The sequence below is a fragment of the Catelliglobosispora koreensis DSM 44566 genome (assembly GCF_000379685.1).
In the GTDB taxonomy this organism is placed as follows: domain Bacteria; phylum Actinomycetota; class Actinomycetes; order Mycobacteriales; family Micromonosporaceae; genus Catelliglobosispora; species Catelliglobosispora koreensis.
The window spans coordinates 232,309-248,042 of record NZ_KB903291.1; the positions used below are offsets into that span (position 1 = coordinate 232,309).

Consider the following 15,734-nt stretch of genomic DNA (forward strand, 5'->3'; position numbering starts at 1 on the left):
CCTCGCGCGGCGGGAGGTTTCAGGCCCGTTCCGGCTTCGGCTGGAGCGGGTCTTTTGCGTTGCCCGCCAACACCTTTCACCCGCCATGCCTTGCCGCACCTTCCCAGGGGGAACCATGTCCATGCTCCGCGACGTCGCCAACGACTACGCAATGTTCGATCTTCACGATGTGCTCGCTCACGTCGAACACGCGCTCACCGCCGCCGGCCCTGGTGATCAGGCAATTGTTCTGCTGCCTGGCCAGCCGATGACTCTGGCCTGTGCGGGCAGCGCCACCACCGCTCCGCCTGCCGTTGCCGGGTTCAGTCCCGACGCCGACCGGGCACTGAACCTGCCCGAACCCGTCCGGCTTTCACTTCGCGATGGTGCTGACCCGCTGGACAGCCTGCTGGCGAGGCTCTACCGCGGTCTGGCTGACGGGCATCACTGGCTGGTGCTGCACGACTGTTGGGACGACGAGGACGACCATCTCTACAGCGACACCGTGCACAGCTTGCCCGCCTATCTGCAGCCTGCCCAGCCACGCCGGATCCCCGCGACCGTCAACATTGACGAGCTCGGCCCCTTTCCTGCCACCGTGGTCAAAGGGTTCACCTGGAACGGGTCCGCGTTGCCTGACTTCGACCTGGACACCGTCCGCCAGATAGCCTTCCACCTGGACAGTTCGGATGCGGACGACGACTGCCGAACCGAGATCACCATCGCTGACAACGGCGAGGTCACGCTGGTGCAGTCCGCAGGCACCGAGGACGAGGACCGGACCGTCTATGCCGGTGCTGGCGGCCGTTATCCGATCGGGTCGTGGTCGTGGTGCTGGTCTGTGGCCAGTACACCCACGCTGCCTGCCCTGCCTCGGCCCGATGCGCAGCTGTGGTTCCCGTGGCGTGACGTCAAAGCCCACACCGAGCACGCCTGTCGCGGCTTCGGTCACCAGCCGGTGCACTATCCGGACGGTGGCAGCTCAGGTGGCGAGGGCCTTGTTCTAACCCTCGGACCCGGCGGCGCGACGCTTCGGTCCAACCGCCCTGCGGATGCCTTGCACCCGGTCCCGCAGCCGATCCGTGATCGGCGCCTCGGCCACGATCTGAAAACGCCGGCGGCTGCGCCGATCGAGGTGTTCTTGTGCTTGTCGCGGCATTACGAGTTGCGGGCGCAGGAGTTCGACCGGTGCGCGGGCTGGCTTGTCGTCAACGTGTGGACGAGCTTGCCCAGCATGGGCGAGGTGCCGCTGGCGGTGACCTATCAGAGCCACTCGGTTCCCGAGATCGACTCTTCCGCCTACACCTGGCAGCCTGCGCTGCTGGAATGCCCGCAGTTTCCCGGCCGGGTCTATCCCGGCCAGATCGCCGTGGGTGTCACGACCGCCACCGGTGCGGTGCTGGCGCGGTTCGCATCTGACACCGTCGCCACGATCGCTTCCGACACCGCCTGCTCGGCCGGGACACACGGTGCGGTGTGGGTGACCTGCAGCGGCAGCTACGTCGAATTGCAAACCTGCCTGGGCGACACCGCGCCCGACGACATGCTGCAGATGGGCTGGGCGCAGCAGGACGGCGACGGCATGTTCCTGCTCGGCGCCCACCAACTCGATTGGCAACCAGCGGCTTCTCGCTGACCTGTGGCGGGGCGCGCTGTTCGCCCCGCTGTTCTACCGGCTCGCCCTGGCCGGGCAAGCGTCGCCGTCCGCTATGCCGTGACTGTCCGCGCTGTGCAAGCCGTCTGCACGGTGGTGCCCGTATCCGGCGTCGCTTGCCCGGCGAGCGGGACGAGCCGGTGCGGCGGCGGGGCCAGCGCGCCCCGCGCAGGGTCGCGGCATTGGCCGTGTTGGCCCTTTTCCTCGCACCCCTCCACCTGATCGGAGCCTCTCCATGTCTGTCCCTTCGATTACCTTGCGCACCGGCCCGGATCTGCTGGCTGTCGTCCCTTATCTGATCGGTGAGCCGCCCGCCGATGTGGTGGCGTTCGTGTTCCTCACCGAGGACCCGCAGCAGGTTGGCTGCGCCACCTACCCGCTCACCGATGCTCTCGATCCTGCCGAGGTGCTGCCGCACGTGCAGGGGACCCTCGCGCGGCTGGGGGCGCGTGCGGTGGCTGTCGCCGCCTACGGCCCACGCACCACCCGTCCCGCACTGGCGCGGCTCATCTCCGCTTTACGACCGGTGGTTCCGGTCGCGGCGGCGTTCCTCGCTGACAGCGGGCGCTGCTACTGCCTGACCTGCGACACCTGCTCACAGGCGATCGAGGGTGTGCCATTCGACCCGGCCGCGACTTCTGCGGCGGCTGAGGCCACCTTCGCCGGGCTGGCCGCACCGGCTCCGCGTCCTGATCTGGCGGCGCCGGATCCGCGTCTGCAGGCGCAGACCGCTGCGCTGCTGACCGGGATGCCGGTGCCAGCGCGGCCTGGTCACGAATACCGGCAGCTGATCGATGCCCTGGCCGACGGCGTGCCGGTCACCCCGGCCCGTGCGGCGTTGCTGGCGGTGCTGCTCACCGATCATGACGTGCGCGATGTGGCGTTGCGGGAGGTGCTGCGCTGGCCGTCGCCGGTGGGCATGTGGCTGGATGTCGTGCGCTGCCTTCCTGATGCCTACCTGGCCACCAGCGGCAATCTTGCCGGGATCGCCGCGTGGAAGGCCGACAAGCCTCGCTTGGCCTGCGCGCTGTTCGACCGGGTGCTTGCCGTGCACCCGGCCGACACGCTATCGCGCAGCATGTCGCAGGTGATGGGCCTGGGCATCTCGTTTCGCGACGCCTACCAGGCCCTGATGGAGGCTCAGCGACGGGACGACCAGCGATGAGCACGGTCCTACTGATCACCGACGACGAGAAGATCCACGCCGAGGTGCAACGCTGCGCCCGCGAGTCGGGCGTGCACATCGTCGTACACGACAGCGTCCGGGCGGCGCTGCCCTCGTGGAAGGGCACGGACATGGTGCTGCTCGGCGGGGACCAGGCCCGCGCCGCAACGGCGTATCTGCCGTTGCCGGACCCGAAACCCCGCGACATCATCACCGTCGACGGCGACAACTGCGATCCGTGGGAGTTCGCCGCCGACCTCGGTGCCGACTACGTGGTCGTGCTGCCCATCGCACGGCAGTGGCTCGTCGGCCAGCTCGACAACCTGCCCGACCATCCCGTGACGGCAATGAAGAAGGCAGGGTTCCATGTCGGTTACGCCGACCCAGCTGAGGTCGCCCGGTTCGACAGCCTGGCCGGGTGGGAGGTGCGCCAGTACTTCTACGGCGACGCGCAATGTCCCTATGTCGCACTCGACGAGATCGCCCGGGACGTGTGCAAGCACGGCCAGTCCTCCACCGTCGTGCGCAGCAACTACCGCACCCTGAAAGCGGCCTACCCCGGCACGTTTTCCGACGTGCGTTACAGCAATGTCGACGCGCTCGGCGCGTTCGTCGCCGACCTCAGCCCGGAGCTGGTCGACACGCTGATCGGGCTGCGGGAGCAATATCCGCTGTTCGACGACTCCGACCACAGCGAGCTGGAAGAGGAGGACATCCTCGAGTCGTGGTCGTGGGTTAAAGATCAGCTGTGGGACCGGATCAGCGAACGGGTGAAAGACGTGTGGATCGCCATGCCCGACGTTCAGGCCGCAGAACTGTGGTGGGAGGTCGTGGACGGGCTGGGTTACCGGCCTGAGCACGACGGCCGCGACGTCCAGTGGGATCTCGACCTGCTTGCCGGACCCTATGCGGCCCGGCTGATGAGCGAGTTCCGGCGCACCTTCCGGCCCCATCCAGCCTTCACGATGCTGGCCCGGGACACCCGTGGCGACCGGCGGCCCGCGCCGGGATTCGCCATCGTGGCCGAGGGTTTCCCGTTCCTGCTCGCGCAGGCGTGGTCGCGGTTTTCCGCCCGCACGCAGATGTGGGCGCACCAACGGGACTGGCTCGCCACCATCGCCCAGGCCAGGACGGTCTCGTCATGAGCGGGCCGAGCCGGGAAGTTGTTGCCGGGCATCGCTTTGACGCCCTGTCACAGGTGATCGACCTGAGCGTGTTCGAGATCTGCGCACCGGCCGACATGGCCAAGGTGGACGACGAATTGCGTTGTGCCGCATGCGATGTCGCCCTGTGCGACGTCGAGCACGAGGACAGCCTCTCGCTGCTGGTCAACGTCGCGATCGCTCACCTGGCGTGCTGCGTCCTTCGCTAGCCGTCCTCAGCTTCACCGTTTCGCCCGGCCGTGCCGGGCCTTTTTGTTGTCCCCCTTCATTTTCGGGCCGCTCCACCCCTTGCCGGGTGGAGCGGCCTGTTTCGTTTCCGGCACAGGAGCACCGAATCATGACCACCTGGACCACTGCGCCGATCAGTGCGCGCACTCGCGACATCCTCACCGACGCCGACATCGACGGCCTGCTGCTCTACCTGCCAGAGCAGCTCAGCCGGGCCGAGTATGAACCGGTCAAGCAAATCCTCACCGCCCTGGAGGGGGTCTGGTCGTCCGGCCGTGAGGCGTTCGTGTTCCCTCCCGCCACCGACATCGCCTCCGGTATCCACGCCATCCTGGCCAGCGGACGGCTGCCGCTGGCGCCTAAGACAAGTGGGGGTTTCGTGCGCACTCCACCGGATCTGGCAGACGACTTGTGCGGCTACCCACATACCGACCTGGAATCCCTGCCCACAGGGTCCCGGGTTCTCGAGCCGTCCGCCGGCGACGGCAGCCTGGCCGCGGCGATCCTGCGCACCAACCCGCAGGTCACCGTCACAGCCGTCGAACCCAACCAGCGCCGCGCGACCGCCTGCGCCACCCTCGGCGACCCCGTCACCGTGCACACCGTCGACTTCGAAACCTTTGCCGCTCAGGCAATCCGGGCTGGCGACCGCTACGACGCGATCATCATGAACCCGCCGTTCGCCGTGCCCAAGAACAAGACACTGTGGATCGACCACTTGCGCCTGGCCTGGCATCTGCTCGCACCAGGCGCCACGCTGGTCTGCGTCGCTCCCGAAGGGCTCGCCTACCGCTCCGATTCCCAGCACGCCGACATCCGTGCCTTCGTCGACCACCACGGCAGCCGCGCACGGCTGCCCGGCCGCGATCCGTTCGCCCCCAGCGGAGTACTCGGGCCGGCCTGGATGATCCGCATGACCAAACCGTTCGCCCCGGGCGGCCTGGACTTCCTGATAACCCGCCCGGATACCGAGCCAGTCCGGGTGACCGAACCCCAGCTGACCGCGCAAGCCGTCACGGCAGCACCCGTGCAGGTGTGGTGGGACGCGTGGCGCAGCCAGGACCGCATCCTTCGCTACCGCGCCCGCTGTATCCGCTGCGGCTGGCTCTTGTGGGGTTTCGACGACGGCGACAACGACCCGCGGGGCGTGCTGGGCAATTTCACCGCCGGTTCCAGCCTCGACCCCGACGAATACGGCATGACCGGACCGGCTGTCGGGCTGTGCTTCGGCTGCGGCAACGACGCCGACCACTACAACGCCGGTGTGGCCAAAGCACACAGCATGTGGTCACCAGCACCCGAGCGCACACCGGCGCCGGTCAGCTAGGCGTCTCCAATGCTCGGTGGACCGCCGCCCACAGCTGCCGCGGAACCGGATACAGCCAGCACGAACGCACCTCGCCGATCGCGGCCAGCGCACGTTCCAGGTCGTCTGGCGACAGGATCATCGTGTCGCCGCCGATGGTCAGTCCCGCCAGCGCCACCTCGTCAAGCCGGGTGATGAGAACCGCCGTCACACCATCATCGTGCCCGCTGGCACATCGTTGTGGTGCAACGAGTTTCAGGCCTGTGGATAACTATCGTTACGGAACGGCTCTGCCCTGGCAGTGCTACCGATTCACGCTGCCACCGACGCGTATGCGCGATCGGGGGTGAAGCTGACCGGGATCGCGATCCAGCCCAGCGTCATCTGCCGCGCCACCGCCAAGGCATCGTCCTCATGGTCAAAGGCGACCGCGCGGTCGCCGCTCTGCACGAACCAGTCGCCGTCGGGCAGGCGGCCAAGACGCAGATAAACGCAGTGGCCGGGTTTGACGTTGCCGTTCCACCAGACACGGTCGACATGCGCCTGGTGGTCGATCAGCAACAGCTCGCGCACACCGGCACCCTACAGCACAGGTGTTCGAAGACAGGCGTGTACACGCCGCGCCGGGCACCCTTGCGCTCGTACGCGTGTTCGGTAAGGTCAGCAGCGTGGGCCCACTTCTGCCGTCAGAGCGTTGCGCCAGCCGGTTCATCTATCTACGGGAGCTACCGGCATTCGCCCCACGCCCATCCCGGCAGGCCGCAGCCGCAGCGGCTGGGAAGCGCGAGCAATGGGTCTACTGGTGGCGGACCAGCCGGTCAGACTGACCCGCCTACGCAGCCCGGCAGGCCCGCTGTTCAGTGTCATGCGGCGCTCGGGACGAACCCCCTCCGGTATTCAAGCAGGGCCACCTACGCGTATGGATCCCGACGACACTCGAGGTCGGCCTCTTGAACCCTTTGGCGAGGCGTCCCCCGCTTGATGATGTTTGCAAACCCATGATCATCGCTGCAGTTCCGTGAGACTCTAGAGTCGGCGTTCTCCTTTTGGGAGCAGGGTATGAGTAGCGAGTCCTTGCCCGATGACGACATCTCCGGTGAGGAAGTCGAACAGTCGGAACCCTCAGCCTTCGTTCCTGTCAATGCGCAGTTGTATCCGCTGGTGAAGATCTCTGAGCAAGCCTCGGCGCTCGGGGTACATCTGAGCAAAAAGTTCATGAAGCAATTTGGGTCAACCTCCCCGTTTGACAGCGAACGCATCGCCAGATCTCTTGGGATACCGAAGATGCCCAAGGACCTGATGCCCAAGCTATTCCCTGCACTCGGTGAGACGTTGAAGGCGCTGGAGCCCTACCTGGCACAGCTCCGGGAAAAGCTTCCCCCCAACTGGCCGCGGGGCATCGATTTTGACAAAGCCGCCTGGGTGATTCAGGAGGAAGGCATCCCGCTCGTGTGGGTACCGCGAGTGGAGATAGTGGACTACTTGCTTGACGCGCCCGATAGGTCAGCTCGACTGGACATCCTTCTTGAGCACAAGGGAGAGATAGTAGACGATTGCCTCACCGTCCTAAATGGCCTAGCAGGCGACCTGACGAGCGGCCAGGTCCCCCTGGCAGCAAAGGCCGTCACGGCTTTCGCGGCAGGACACGTTGAAGCTGCTCAGGTTCTCGCCGTCGTCGTTACTGAAACCGCTGTTACCAAAGTGTTTCCGGATCACAGCTATAAGCGGGTCCGAAAGACGGTCAAGTTCGAGAAGGAACAGATGACGATCGGCGCGCTACGAATGGCAGCCGCGCTCGCCGCCATTGCCCCGTTTTACACCAGCTGGTACCCCCGCTCTAAAACCCCACCACCGGAGGAACTGAGTCGCCATGTAACGGTTCATTTCGCCGACCAAGAGCACTACACCCTACAGAATGCAGTAGTAGCGGTACTTCTCGTCACTTCGATCTTGAGGGCAATGGAAGACTCGGAAGCAATCGCTGCGCTAGCGGCTGACGACGAAAATTGACCCTGCAGCGGATTCCTCACCGGACGCTAAAAGCCACCGGGCAGGCGGCTGCCCTCGTTGCCGGCCAGAATGCACCGTCCGGACCGGAAGGTGCACCGTTGTTTCATTGCGCAGCCGCAAATCCCGAAGGCAACCACAGACTGTGACCTCGCCGCTGGATGACGAGATCTCGAAAACAAGCTGCCATGTAAGCCAGCACACGGTCAGAGTTGTCCATTTGAGAGGATCTTCGCCAGCAATGAGGCCACCAGCTCCGCTGCCCGGCCGGCGACCTTTTCCATGTCGCTAGGTGTCTCACCGTAATGGACGAGTTTGCTGCCCACTGTGTAGAGCGCCGACGCTTCCTTCGCCTCTTTATCGCCGAGGTGGCGCCGGACGACAGCCTTGATGCCCTGTCCAATCGAGATCGACGTCAGGTGGTCAAGCTGGCTGAGCAGAGAGACCCTATCCTCTAGTTCGCTGGCTTTTACCTGGTCACGCCATTGCGCGATGAGTTCGAGAGCTTCGGGTGATCTACTGTCTTGGTCTTTGAGCACCTCAAGTGCCCCGATAAGTGTGATGAAGCGGGCTTGCGGTGTCGCCTCGTAGTAACTGTCCACAAACAGCATGCCTGCCAGCTCAACCTTTGAATCGTGAGCTGCTTGCTGGGGCACCGGGTGTGTGAGTCCAAGCTGCAAGCCTTCAAAGAACCTTGGCAGAGCTATGTCTTCCTGGAACTGGATTTGCCCAAAGACCAGACGTATCCCCGCCAGGCTGCGTCCCTTGGGAAAGACAATGGCCTGACCAGGATTATTCGGCACTGGGGTCGTGTCGTCGAGCACGTCAAGTTCGCGGCTAATGCGAACACCGCCACCTAGGTAAAGGCTTGCGGCAAGAGCACCAGTCCGTAGCGCAGCAAACCGCTCGTGAGCCTCAGCCACGCTCGGCAGATCCTCAATGAGGAACATATGGTGCCCGGATTGGGGTGGCACTAACCGAACTGTGATGTCGCCAATCGATCGAGTGATCGCGTCTTGCACAGGGATCGGGACGGCAATCCTAAATGGAACCTTGAGAGACCATAGTTGATCGCTATCGGGCATTTATGACTCCTCAGCAGAGAAAGCAGTGGCGTACGTCCATGTGCCTGCTTCACCCGCTGGAATGATACGGATCGCTGGCAGCGAGAGCTAAGTAGTTTCGGCCTGTAAGGGGCCTAGCCCTTCGGCACCGTGATGGGTTGGCTGGACGTGCGCTTTCAATCGAATTACATGGATTAGCTGTACGAACCGCTGAGCTCAGGAACACGATTAGTTCATGGTGGCGGCGCTTGCTCTTTGCGGGCTCGCTGGATTCGGGGCCGCGCGGTGCCGAGGCTCGGGCGGCGTAGATTTCGGGTCAGTTCCCGACTGGATCGCCGCAATCGGTACCGTACTTAGTTTTCTGGCTGTTGGCGTCGGCTTGCTGTACGAGATGCATAAGCGCCGTGCCGATGCTGTGTCTGAGGAGGCCAATCAAGCCCGCCTTGTCACAGTGATATCCGGAACATTGACCGAGCAGGAGTTCGCCAAGGACAGCGCAGGATGTTCGATTACGGTCAAGAACTATAGCGCTGCACCGATATTTGAGGTACGTGCGGGGATGATCGAGCCGGGCGCAGACGGCCGGCACACAGTGCAGATGCCCGGACAGATGAAGTTCAGGCAGCAGAGTCACACGCTCGGTCCGGGCGCCGAGTTGGCCGGCAGCTTCCTTATCGTCGCGCGCCAAACCTACCCCGAGGCGATTACGTGGCTTGAGTTCCTCGACGCGATTGGCCGACGCTGGCGACGGGTTAACAACGGACCGCCGACCAAGGTTGTTTAGAACGCCGATGTGTCAGCGGTCAATGCCGTCAGCGGCGATGTTGACCAGCCACGAGGTCCCGAACCGGTCGACGCACATCCCGAACTCGTCGCCCCACGGCTGCGTGGCCAGCTCGACCGTCACGGTCCCTCCGTCCGACAGCGCCTGCCAGTAGCCGCGCAGTTCCTCGGCGTCGTCCCCGCCGAGGCTGACCGCGAGGTTGTTCCCGGGCCGCAACGTCTCGCCCGGCAGCATGTCGGCGGCCATCAGCGTGAGGCCAGACGCTGCTTCCAGCTGGCCGTGCATGACCTGGTCGCCCATGCCGTGGTCGTCGGTGCCGAAGTCGCCGAAGTGGTTGATCGTGAGATCGCCGCCGAACACGTCCTGGTAGAACGCCAGGGCGGCCGAGGCGTCACCCGCGAAGCTGAGGTAGGGGTTCAGTCGAGTGGTCATGGACCGACGATAGAGGGCTCATCCCACTCGAGGGTGTAGTTGCGGTCTGAACCCGCCGGACTTGAGGAGGCGAGCTACCTCGGCATCTCCCTAGCCGAACTGACCCACTGCGAACGCGCCCTGGCCAGCCAACTCGCTCCCAGCCTCGCCGCCTTGAAATTCGACAAGGCCATCCAATCCCTCGCCAAGGCACTCCACAACACAGACAACCTCGTCGACCATGATCGGAAAAGACGCCTGAAACCCACCCTCGCCGGCATCGGTGTCAACAAACCCTGGTAAGTGCCAACTATCGCTGGGAGTCTCACAGAATGAGCGCCGTGACGTTTCTCGAACACCTGTTCCTCTCATGGGAACAAGTGTTCTATCGTGTGGCTCATGGGAGCAGTGGCTGAGCTGGGAAAATGGGGCGTTAGCCCTGCCAGTTCACTAACTGCGCCAACCGAAGGGCTGGGTACGGATCGGGCAATTCCCGTCCTTGCTGAGTTACGTGATCTGCTGCCCTACCGGGGGCTCGCCCGCGGATCCACGATCTCCGTGGCGGGGATCGGGGCGACCTCTTTGATGTTTGCTTTGCTCGCCGAGGCGACCACCCGCGGATCGTGGGCGGCGCTGGTCGCGCTTCCGGGGCTGGGGCTGGCCGCGGCCAAAGCGACCGGGGTGGCGCTTGAGCGCATCGCCGTCGTGCCCAATCCGGGACCGGACACGCTGTCGGTGGCCGCCACCCTGCTTGACGGCTTTGACCTCGTGGTCGTCGGGGTACACGGTGGCATCACCGCCTCGGCGGCGTCGCAGATGTCCGCGCGTGCGCGCAAGGCCGGCAGCGTGCTGGTGACCCTCGGGGAGTGGCCCGGGGCGAACATGACGGTCGCGTGCCGGGACGCACGCTGGCTGAGCCGGGGAAGGTTGCGCTGCCGCGAGCTCACGGTACGGCTGACCGGCCGTGGCGGTGCGGCACGGCCGAATGAGAAGCGCATTTGGCTTCCCGACGACCCTACGTTTCGTGCCGCCCATGCCCAGCGCGAGCAGGCCCGGCGGGAGACAGCTGGGCCTGTCCGTCGGCTGCGGGCGCTGCCATGACCGGTGCCGGGGTCAGGGCGATGGTGGTGTGGGCCCCGGACTGGCCCGTCATCGCCGCGGAGAAGGCGGGGCTCGTGCCTGCAGGTGCGGCGGTGGCTGTCATGCATGCCAACCGTGTTGTCGCCTGCTCCGCCGCCGCGCGCCGGGCGGGGGTGCGCCGGTCGATGCGCAAGCGGGACTCCCAGCGGTTGTGCCCTGACTTGCTTCTCGTCGAGCACGACCCGAATCGTGACGCGATCGAGTTCGAGCCCGTGGTCGCGGCGATCGAGGGCATCGGCGCTGGCGTGGCGGTCGTGCGTCCCGGAGTGTGTGCGCTGGCAGCCAAGGGGCCGGGGCGGTATTTCGGCGGGGAGGAGAAAGCCGCCGAGCTGATGGTCGATGCCGTTGCGGGCGAATGCGATGTCGAAGTCGAGGTGGGGATCGCCGAGGGCGTGTTCGCAGGCCTGCTCGCGGCGCGGGCGGGCCGCCTGGTGGAGCCCGGCGGGACGGCGGCGTTTCTTGCGCCCGTTGCGGTGCATGCGCTGGAGCGTCCCAAGCTCGTGGATCTGTTACGCCGCTTGGGGATTCATACTCTCGGCGCGTTCGCCGCACTGCCGGCCTCCGATGTTCTGGCGCGGTTCGGCCTGGACGCGTGGATCGCGCACCGGCTGGCGGCGGGGCAGGACGACGAGCCCCTCTACATTCGCCAGCCACCGCCCGATCTGGTGGTGGAGCACCGGTTTGATGATCCGATTGACCGGGTCGATACCGGGGCGTTCGCCGCCCGGATGCTCGCCGAGCAGCTCCACGAGCGCCTCGCCGGGTATGGCCTGGTGGCCACAAGGTTGTCGATTGAGGCCACGACCGCTGACGGGCAGCAGCTGTGGCGCATGTGGCGCCATGACGGAGTCCTTACCGCCCAGGCGATTGCCGACCGCACCCGGTGGCAGCTCGACGGGTGGATCACGCGCCGCAAACTCACCAGCGGTATCACCGTTCTGCGGTTGATCCCCGAAGGGGTGCTGCACCAGGTCGGCCTGCAACCGGGGTTGTGGGGCGAAGCCGGGTCGGAACGCGATCAGGCGCATCGGGCGATGCACCGCGTCCAGGGTCAGCTGGGCCCGGACAGTGTTCTTGTCGCTGTGGACAGCGGCGGGCGTCACCCTGCCGAACGGGTCACGCTCGTGCCGTTCGGCGATGAGCGTGCCGCGGCGCTGGAGCCAAACGCTCCGTGGCCGGGTGGGCTTACCGGGCCGCTGCCATCGCGCTTCGTCGTTCCGGCACAGGCGATCCAGGTGCTCGACGCCGCCGGGGAGATGGTGACCGTGACAGCCCGCCTGGAGCTGTCCGCCGTCCCGGCGAAGGTGCATCTAGGTTCCGGGCGTGCGCAGACGGTCATAGAAGCGCACGGGCCGTGGCCGGCCGATGAGCGCTGGTGGGACCACAAGACCGCCCGACGCCTGGTGTGGGTCCAGCTCGTGCTCGAGGACACACGCGCCGTCCTGGCCGAGTTGTCCGGCGGGCAGTGGATTCTGGCGGGCTGGTTCGATTGACCGGCTGGAACAGTCAGGGCGCGATGCCGTGGCAGGAGCTGCACCGTCACCTTCAAGCCGTCGCCGATCCGCTTGCTGCCGCAGGCGATCTGCCCGTCTCCCGCAAGCGTGAACGCCCGCCGCCCGTCGAGGTCGAACGCGGACACAGCACCGTTCCCTATGCCGAGCTGCACTGTCACAGCAACTTCAGCTTCCTCGACGGCGCATCCGAACCCGAAGAGCTGGTCGCCGAAGCGGTCCGGCTAGGACTGACCGGTCTGGCGGTCACCGATCACGACGGCTTCTACGGTGTGGTCCGCTTCGCTAACGCCGCCGCTGAGGCGGGCCTGCCGACAGTCTTCGGCGCCGAGCTCTCCCTCGGCCTGCCCGGCCCGCAGAACGGCATCCCCGACCCGGCAGGGAACCATCTGCTCGTGCTCGCCCGTGGTCAGAGCGGCTATCACAAGCTCGCCGGCGTGATCGGCGACGCTCAGCTTGAGGGCAAGGAGAAGGGGCGGCCGGTGTACGACCTGGGCCAGGCCGCGGCACGCCTCAAAGATCACGTGCTGGTGCTGACCGGATGCCGTAAAGGCGCTGTGCCAGCCGCGATCGAGCGCGGTGACCTTGACCTGGCCGCGTGTGAGCTCGACCGGCTCACCGCGTTGTTCGGCAAGGGCAATGTCGCCGTCGAGCTGACCTGCCACGGCGCGCCCACCGACCTCGACCGCATCGACGCCCTCGCGGACCTTGCTGGCCGGTTCGGGTTACCGCTCGTGGCCACCAACAACGTCCACTACCACCAACCCGCGCGCCGCAAGCTGGCCACCATCATGGCAGCGGTGCGGGCACGCACATCGCTGGACGGAATCGACCCGTGGCTGCCCGCCGCGGCCACCGCTCATCTGCGCTCCGGCGACGAGATGGCGCGGCTGCTGCACTGGTATCCGCAATCGGTGCCGTACGCCGCCACCTTGGCCGCCGAGCTGGCGTTCAACCTGCGCCACATCGCCCCAGATCTGCCGCCTTTCCCTGTCCCGGCCGGTCATGACGAGGCCAGCTGGCTGCGTCATCAGGTGATGCTCGGCGCCGCCGAACGCTACGGCCCGCCGCAGGCCCATCCGGAGGCGTATGCGCAGATTGAGCACGAGCTGGAACTCATTACCAGGCTTAACTTTCCAGGCTACTTTCTGGTGGTCTGGGATCTGGTCCGGTTCTGCCGCGAGAGCGGGATCCTTTGTCAGGGCAGAGGATCGGCGGCGAACTCGGCGGTCTGTTACGCCCTGTACATCACCAACGTCGACGCCGTGCAGCATCGCCTTCTCTTCGAACGATTCCTTGCCCCGGAACGCGACGGCCCGCCCGACATCGACATCGACATCGAGTCCGACCGCCGCGAAGAAGTCATCCAGTACGTGTACCGCACGCACGGACGGCGGCATACGGCCCAGGTCGCCAACGTCATAAGCTACCGGCCCAAGAGCGCCGTTCGCGATGTCGCGAAAGCGTTCGGGCACAGCCCCGGCCAGCAGGATGCCTGGAGTAAGCAGATCGAACGCTGGTCGGAGATCAAAGCGTCCGATGTAGACGGCATTCCCGGGCATGTCATCGACTTCGCCAACGAGATTATGCGCGCCCCCCGGCATCTGGGTATCCACTCTGGTGGCATGGTGATCTGCGATCGGCCGGTGACCGAGGTCGTCCCGGTCGAATGGGCCCGGATGGAGAACCGGTCGGTCCTGCAGTGGGACAAGGATTCCTGCGCTGACGCCGGCCTCGTCAAGTTTGATCTCCTCGGGCTGGGGATGCTCAGTGCGCTGCGCTACTGCTACGAATTCCTCGGCCAGCAGCTCGATCTCGGCCGGATGCGCACCGACGATCCCGAGGTCTACGAGATGCTGTGCCAGGCCGACACCGTCGGGGTGTTCCAGGTCGAGTCCCGGGCGCAGATGGCCACCTTGCCGCGCCTGCGCCCGCGTGAGTTCTACGACATCGTGGTCGAGGTGGCGCTGATCCGCCCGGGGCCGATTCAAGGCGGCGCGGTCCACCCGTATATCAACCGCCGCAACGGGAAAGAAGATGTCACCTACGCACATCCGTTGATGCGCAACGCTTTGGAGAAGACCCTCGGCGTCGTCCTGTTCCAGGAACAGGTCATGCAGCTGGCCATCGACGTCGCCGGGTTCACCGCCGAGGAGTCCGACAAACTCCGCCGAGCTATGGGCTCTAAGCGCTCCGAGGAGAAGATGCTCAAGCTCAAAGCAACCTTCGACGAAGGTTGCGCGAGAAATGATGTGCCCCAGCACATCGCCGACGATCTGTTCTTGAAGATGGCCGCGTTCGCCAGTTACGGCTTCCCCGAAAGCCACGCGATGTCGTTCGCCTACCTCGTGTACGCCAGCGCCTGGCTCAAACGCTATTACCCCGGCCCGTTCTGCGCCGCGCTACTCAAGGCCTACCCTCTGGGTTTCTACAGCCCGCAATCCGTCGTCGACGACGCCCGCCGCCACGGTGTCGAGGTCCGCCGCCCGGACATCAACCTGTCGCAAGCCAAGGCCTGCATCGAATCCACCTCCACCACACGCTGGGGAAGCTATGCGGGCCAGGCGCCGTCACGCTGGGGGTTGGACGGGCCGGCGGTGCGCCTGGGACTGGATCAGGTGCGCAGCATCTCCGAAGATCTCGCCGAACTAATCGTGACCGAACGGGATAAGAACGGCGACTATCTCGACATGCCCGACCTCGCCCGCCGTTGTCAGCTCAAAACGATCCATCTTGAGGCGCTGGCGACCTCCGATGCGTTCGCGTGCTTCGGATTAGACCGGCGCCAAGCATTATGGCAAGCCGGCGCCGCCGCACAGGAGAAAGCTGACCGGCTCCCTGGCACCATCGCCGGAGTCCACGCCCCGACATTGCCGGGCATGGATGACCGCGACCGGCTCGTCGCCGACGTGTGGGCCACCGGCCTATCCCCGGACAACCATCCCATCGGCCTGGTCCGCGAGAACCTTGACGCTCAACAGGTTTTGCCCGTCATTCAGCTAAAGAACGTTCCGGACAAGACCAGAGTTTCCGTAGGCGGCCTCGTCACCCACCGGCAGCGCCCAGGTACCGCCCGCGGTGTGACCTTCATGAGCCTGGAAGACGAAACCGGGATCTGCAATGTCGTGGTGTCCCAAGGAGTCTGGGCTCGATTCCGCCACATCGCCAGACGCAGTCCCGCACTGATCGTCCGGGGCCGCCTCGAAGTCGCCAACAACGTCCGGAACCTCATCGCCGACAAGATCACGGCGCTACCTATCAGCGCACAGCCGGGCGCCTCTCGAGACTTCCGTTGACCTCGACCGGTTAGCTAACGTCTGTT

Annotated in this window: 15 protein-coding genes; 11 read left to right on the plus strand and 4 right to left on the minus strand. The window is 65.6% G+C overall.

The annotated features are described in order from the left end of the window. The first annotated feature begins 115 nt into the window (after positions 1 to 115). The 5 genes from A3E1_RS45380 to A3E1_RS43415 all read left to right on the plus strand — a co-directional run bounded on the left by A3E1_RS45380 (position 116) and on the right by A3E1_RS43415 (position 5,516). On the plus strand, positions 116 to 1,615 hold the full coding sequence (locus A3E1_RS45380) for a hypothetical protein (protein ID WP_020525163.1): 1,500 nt from the start codon (positions 116 to 118) through the stop codon (positions 1,613 to 1,615). A 253-nt stretch (positions 1,616 to 1,868) separates the two neighbouring features. After that, positions 1,869 to 2,798: a DUF4192 family protein gene (locus tag A3E1_RS0133310; protein WP_020525164.1), complete on the plus strand. Its 930-nt coding sequence runs from the start codon at positions 1,869 to 1,871 to the stop codon at positions 2,796 to 2,798. Next, a complete protein-coding gene (locus tag A3E1_RS0133315) occupies positions 2,795 to 3,943 on the plus strand; it encodes a hypothetical protein (protein WP_026209079.1) in 1,149 nt (382 codons plus the stop codon). Before A3E1_RS0133310 ends, A3E1_RS0133315 begins: the two co-directional genes overlap by 4 nt. Next, positions 3,940 to 4,170 carry a hypothetical protein gene (locus tag A3E1_RS47525; RefSeq protein ID WP_020525165.1) on the plus strand — a complete coding sequence of 77 codons (231 nt, stop codon included), beginning with the start codon at positions 3,940 to 3,942 and terminating at the stop codon, positions 4,168 to 4,170. The genes A3E1_RS0133315 and A3E1_RS47525 overlap by 4 nt, the downstream gene beginning before the upstream one ends. 128 nt (positions 4,171 to 4,298) lie before the next feature. Next, positions 4,299 to 5,516: an SAM-dependent methyltransferase gene (locus A3E1_RS43415; RefSeq protein ID WP_020525166.1), complete on the plus strand. Its 1,218-nt coding sequence runs from the start codon at positions 4,299 to 4,301 to the stop codon at positions 5,514 to 5,516. On the opposite strand, the gene A3E1_RS0133330 is transcribed toward A3E1_RS43415, so the two are convergent. Both A3E1_RS0133330 and A3E1_RS0133335 read right to left on the minus strand, forming a co-directional pair. Beyond that, on the minus strand, positions 5,509 to 5,706 hold the full coding sequence (locus A3E1_RS0133330) for a hypothetical protein (protein WP_020525167.1): 198 nt from the start codon (positions 5,704 to 5,706) through the stop codon (positions 5,509 to 5,511). The genes A3E1_RS43415 and A3E1_RS0133330 overlap by 8 nt on opposite strands. Positions 5,707 to 5,807: 101 nt before the next feature. Then, positions 5,808 to 6,068: a hypothetical protein gene (locus A3E1_RS0133335; RefSeq protein WP_020525168.1), complete on the minus strand. Its 261-nt coding sequence runs from the start codon at positions 6,066 to 6,068 to the stop codon at positions 5,808 to 5,810. Between the two features lie 486 nt (positions 6,069 to 6,554). Here A3E1_RS0133335 and A3E1_RS48660 point away from each other — a divergent pair, with 486 nt between their 5' ends. After that, positions 6,555 to 7,505 (plus strand): hypothetical protein, encoded by a 951-nt coding sequence (locus tag A3E1_RS48660; RefSeq protein WP_020525169.1) that lies wholly within the window; start codon positions 6,555 to 6,557, stop codon positions 7,503 to 7,505. Positions 7,506 to 7,708: 203 nt separating this feature from the next. Here the strand turns inward: A3E1_RS48660 and A3E1_RS0133345 are convergent, their stop codons facing one another. Continuing rightward, positions 7,709 to 8,476: a hypothetical protein gene (locus A3E1_RS0133345; protein ID WP_157631896.1), complete on the minus strand. Its 768-nt coding sequence runs from the start codon at positions 8,474 to 8,476 to the stop codon at positions 7,709 to 7,711. A 325-nt stretch (positions 8,477 to 8,801) separates the two neighbouring features. On the opposite strand from A3E1_RS0133345, the gene A3E1_RS0133350 reads away from it, so the two are divergent. Then, a complete protein-coding gene (locus A3E1_RS0133350) occupies positions 8,802 to 9,350 on the plus strand; it encodes a hypothetical protein (RefSeq protein WP_020525171.1) in 549 nt (182 codons plus the stop codon). 12 nt (positions 9,351 to 9,362) lie between these two features. On the opposite strand, the gene A3E1_RS0133355 is transcribed toward A3E1_RS0133350, so the two are convergent. Continuing rightward, positions 9,363 to 9,782: a VOC family protein gene (locus A3E1_RS0133355; RefSeq protein ID WP_020525172.1), complete on the minus strand. Its 420-nt coding sequence runs from the start codon at positions 9,780 to 9,782 to the stop codon at positions 9,363 to 9,365. Between the two features lie 39 nt (positions 9,783 to 9,821). On the opposite strand from A3E1_RS0133355, the gene A3E1_RS0133360 reads away from it, so the two are divergent. The 4 genes from A3E1_RS0133360 (at position 9,822) to A3E1_RS0133375 (ending at position 15,708) form a co-directional block, all read left to right on the plus strand. Then, complete coding sequence (locus tag A3E1_RS0133360) at positions 9,822 to 10,064, plus strand: hypothetical protein (RefSeq protein WP_020525173.1); 243 nt, start codon at positions 9,822 to 9,824, stop codon at positions 10,062 to 10,064. Positions 10,065 to 10,160: 96 nt separating this feature from the next. After that, positions 10,161 to 10,862, plus strand: coding sequence for a hypothetical protein (locus tag A3E1_RS43425; RefSeq protein WP_063825182.1), 702 nt, complete (start codon positions 10,161 to 10,163; stop codon positions 10,860 to 10,862). After that, positions 10,859 to 12,394, plus strand: coding sequence for a DNA polymerase Y family protein (locus A3E1_RS0133370; protein ID WP_020525175.1), 1,536 nt, complete (start codon positions 10,859 to 10,861; stop codon positions 12,392 to 12,394). Before A3E1_RS43425 ends, A3E1_RS0133370 begins: the two co-directional genes overlap by 4 nt. Positions 12,395 to 12,417: 23 nt before the next feature. Then, the gene (locus tag A3E1_RS0133375; protein ID WP_020525176.1) at positions 12,418 to 15,708 is read left to right on the plus strand and encodes an error-prone DNA polymerase; all 3,291 of its coding nucleotides are present in this window, start codon (positions 12,418 to 12,420) and stop codon (positions 15,706 to 15,708) included. The last annotated feature ends 26 nt before the right edge of the window (positions 15,709 to 15,734 follow it).

What these genes read in the sequence shown, in the direction of transcription:
- A3E1_RS43415 (WP_020525166.1), top strand. Translation starts at nt 4,299, where the DNA reads ATGACCACCTGGACCACTGCGCCGATCAGTGCGCGCACTCGCGACATC.
- A3E1_RS0133370 (WP_020525175.1), top strand. Translation starts at nt 10,859, where the DNA reads ATGACCGGTGCCGGGGTCAGGGCGATGGTGGTGTGGGCCCCGGACTGG.
- A3E1_RS0133375 (WP_020525176.1), top strand. Translation starts at nt 12,418, where the DNA reads ATGCCGTGGCAGGAGCTGCACCGTCACCTTCAAGCCGTCGCCGATCCG.
- A3E1_RS48660 (WP_020525169.1), top strand. Translation starts at nt 6,555, where the DNA reads ATGAGTAGCGAGTCCTTGCCCGATGACGACATCTCCGGTGAGGAAGTC.
- A3E1_RS0133310 (WP_020525164.1), top strand. Translation starts at nt 1,869, where the DNA reads ATGTCTGTCCCTTCGATTACCTTGCGCACCGGCCCGGATCTGCTGGCT.
- A3E1_RS0133350 (WP_020525171.1), top strand. Translation starts at nt 8,802, where the DNA reads ATGGTGGCGGCGCTTGCTCTTTGCGGGCTCGCTGGATTCGGGGCCGCG.
- A3E1_RS45380 (WP_020525163.1), top strand. Translation starts at nt 116, where the DNA reads ATGTCCATGCTCCGCGACGTCGCCAACGACTACGCAATGTTCGATCTT.
- A3E1_RS0133315 (WP_026209079.1), top strand. Translation starts at nt 2,795, where the DNA reads ATGAGCACGGTCCTACTGATCACCGACGACGAGAAGATCCACGCCGAG.
- A3E1_RS43425 (WP_063825182.1), top strand. Translation starts at nt 10,161, where the DNA reads ATGGGAGCAGTGGCTGAGCTGGGAAAATGGGGCGTTAGCCCTGCCAGT.
- A3E1_RS47525 (WP_020525165.1), top strand. Translation starts at nt 3,940, where the DNA reads ATGAGCGGGCCGAGCCGGGAAGTTGTTGCCGGGCATCGCTTTGACGCC.
- A3E1_RS0133355 (WP_020525172.1), bottom strand. Translation starts at nt 9,782, where the DNA reads ATGACCACTCGACTGAACCCCTACCTCAGCTTCGCGGGTGACGCCTCG.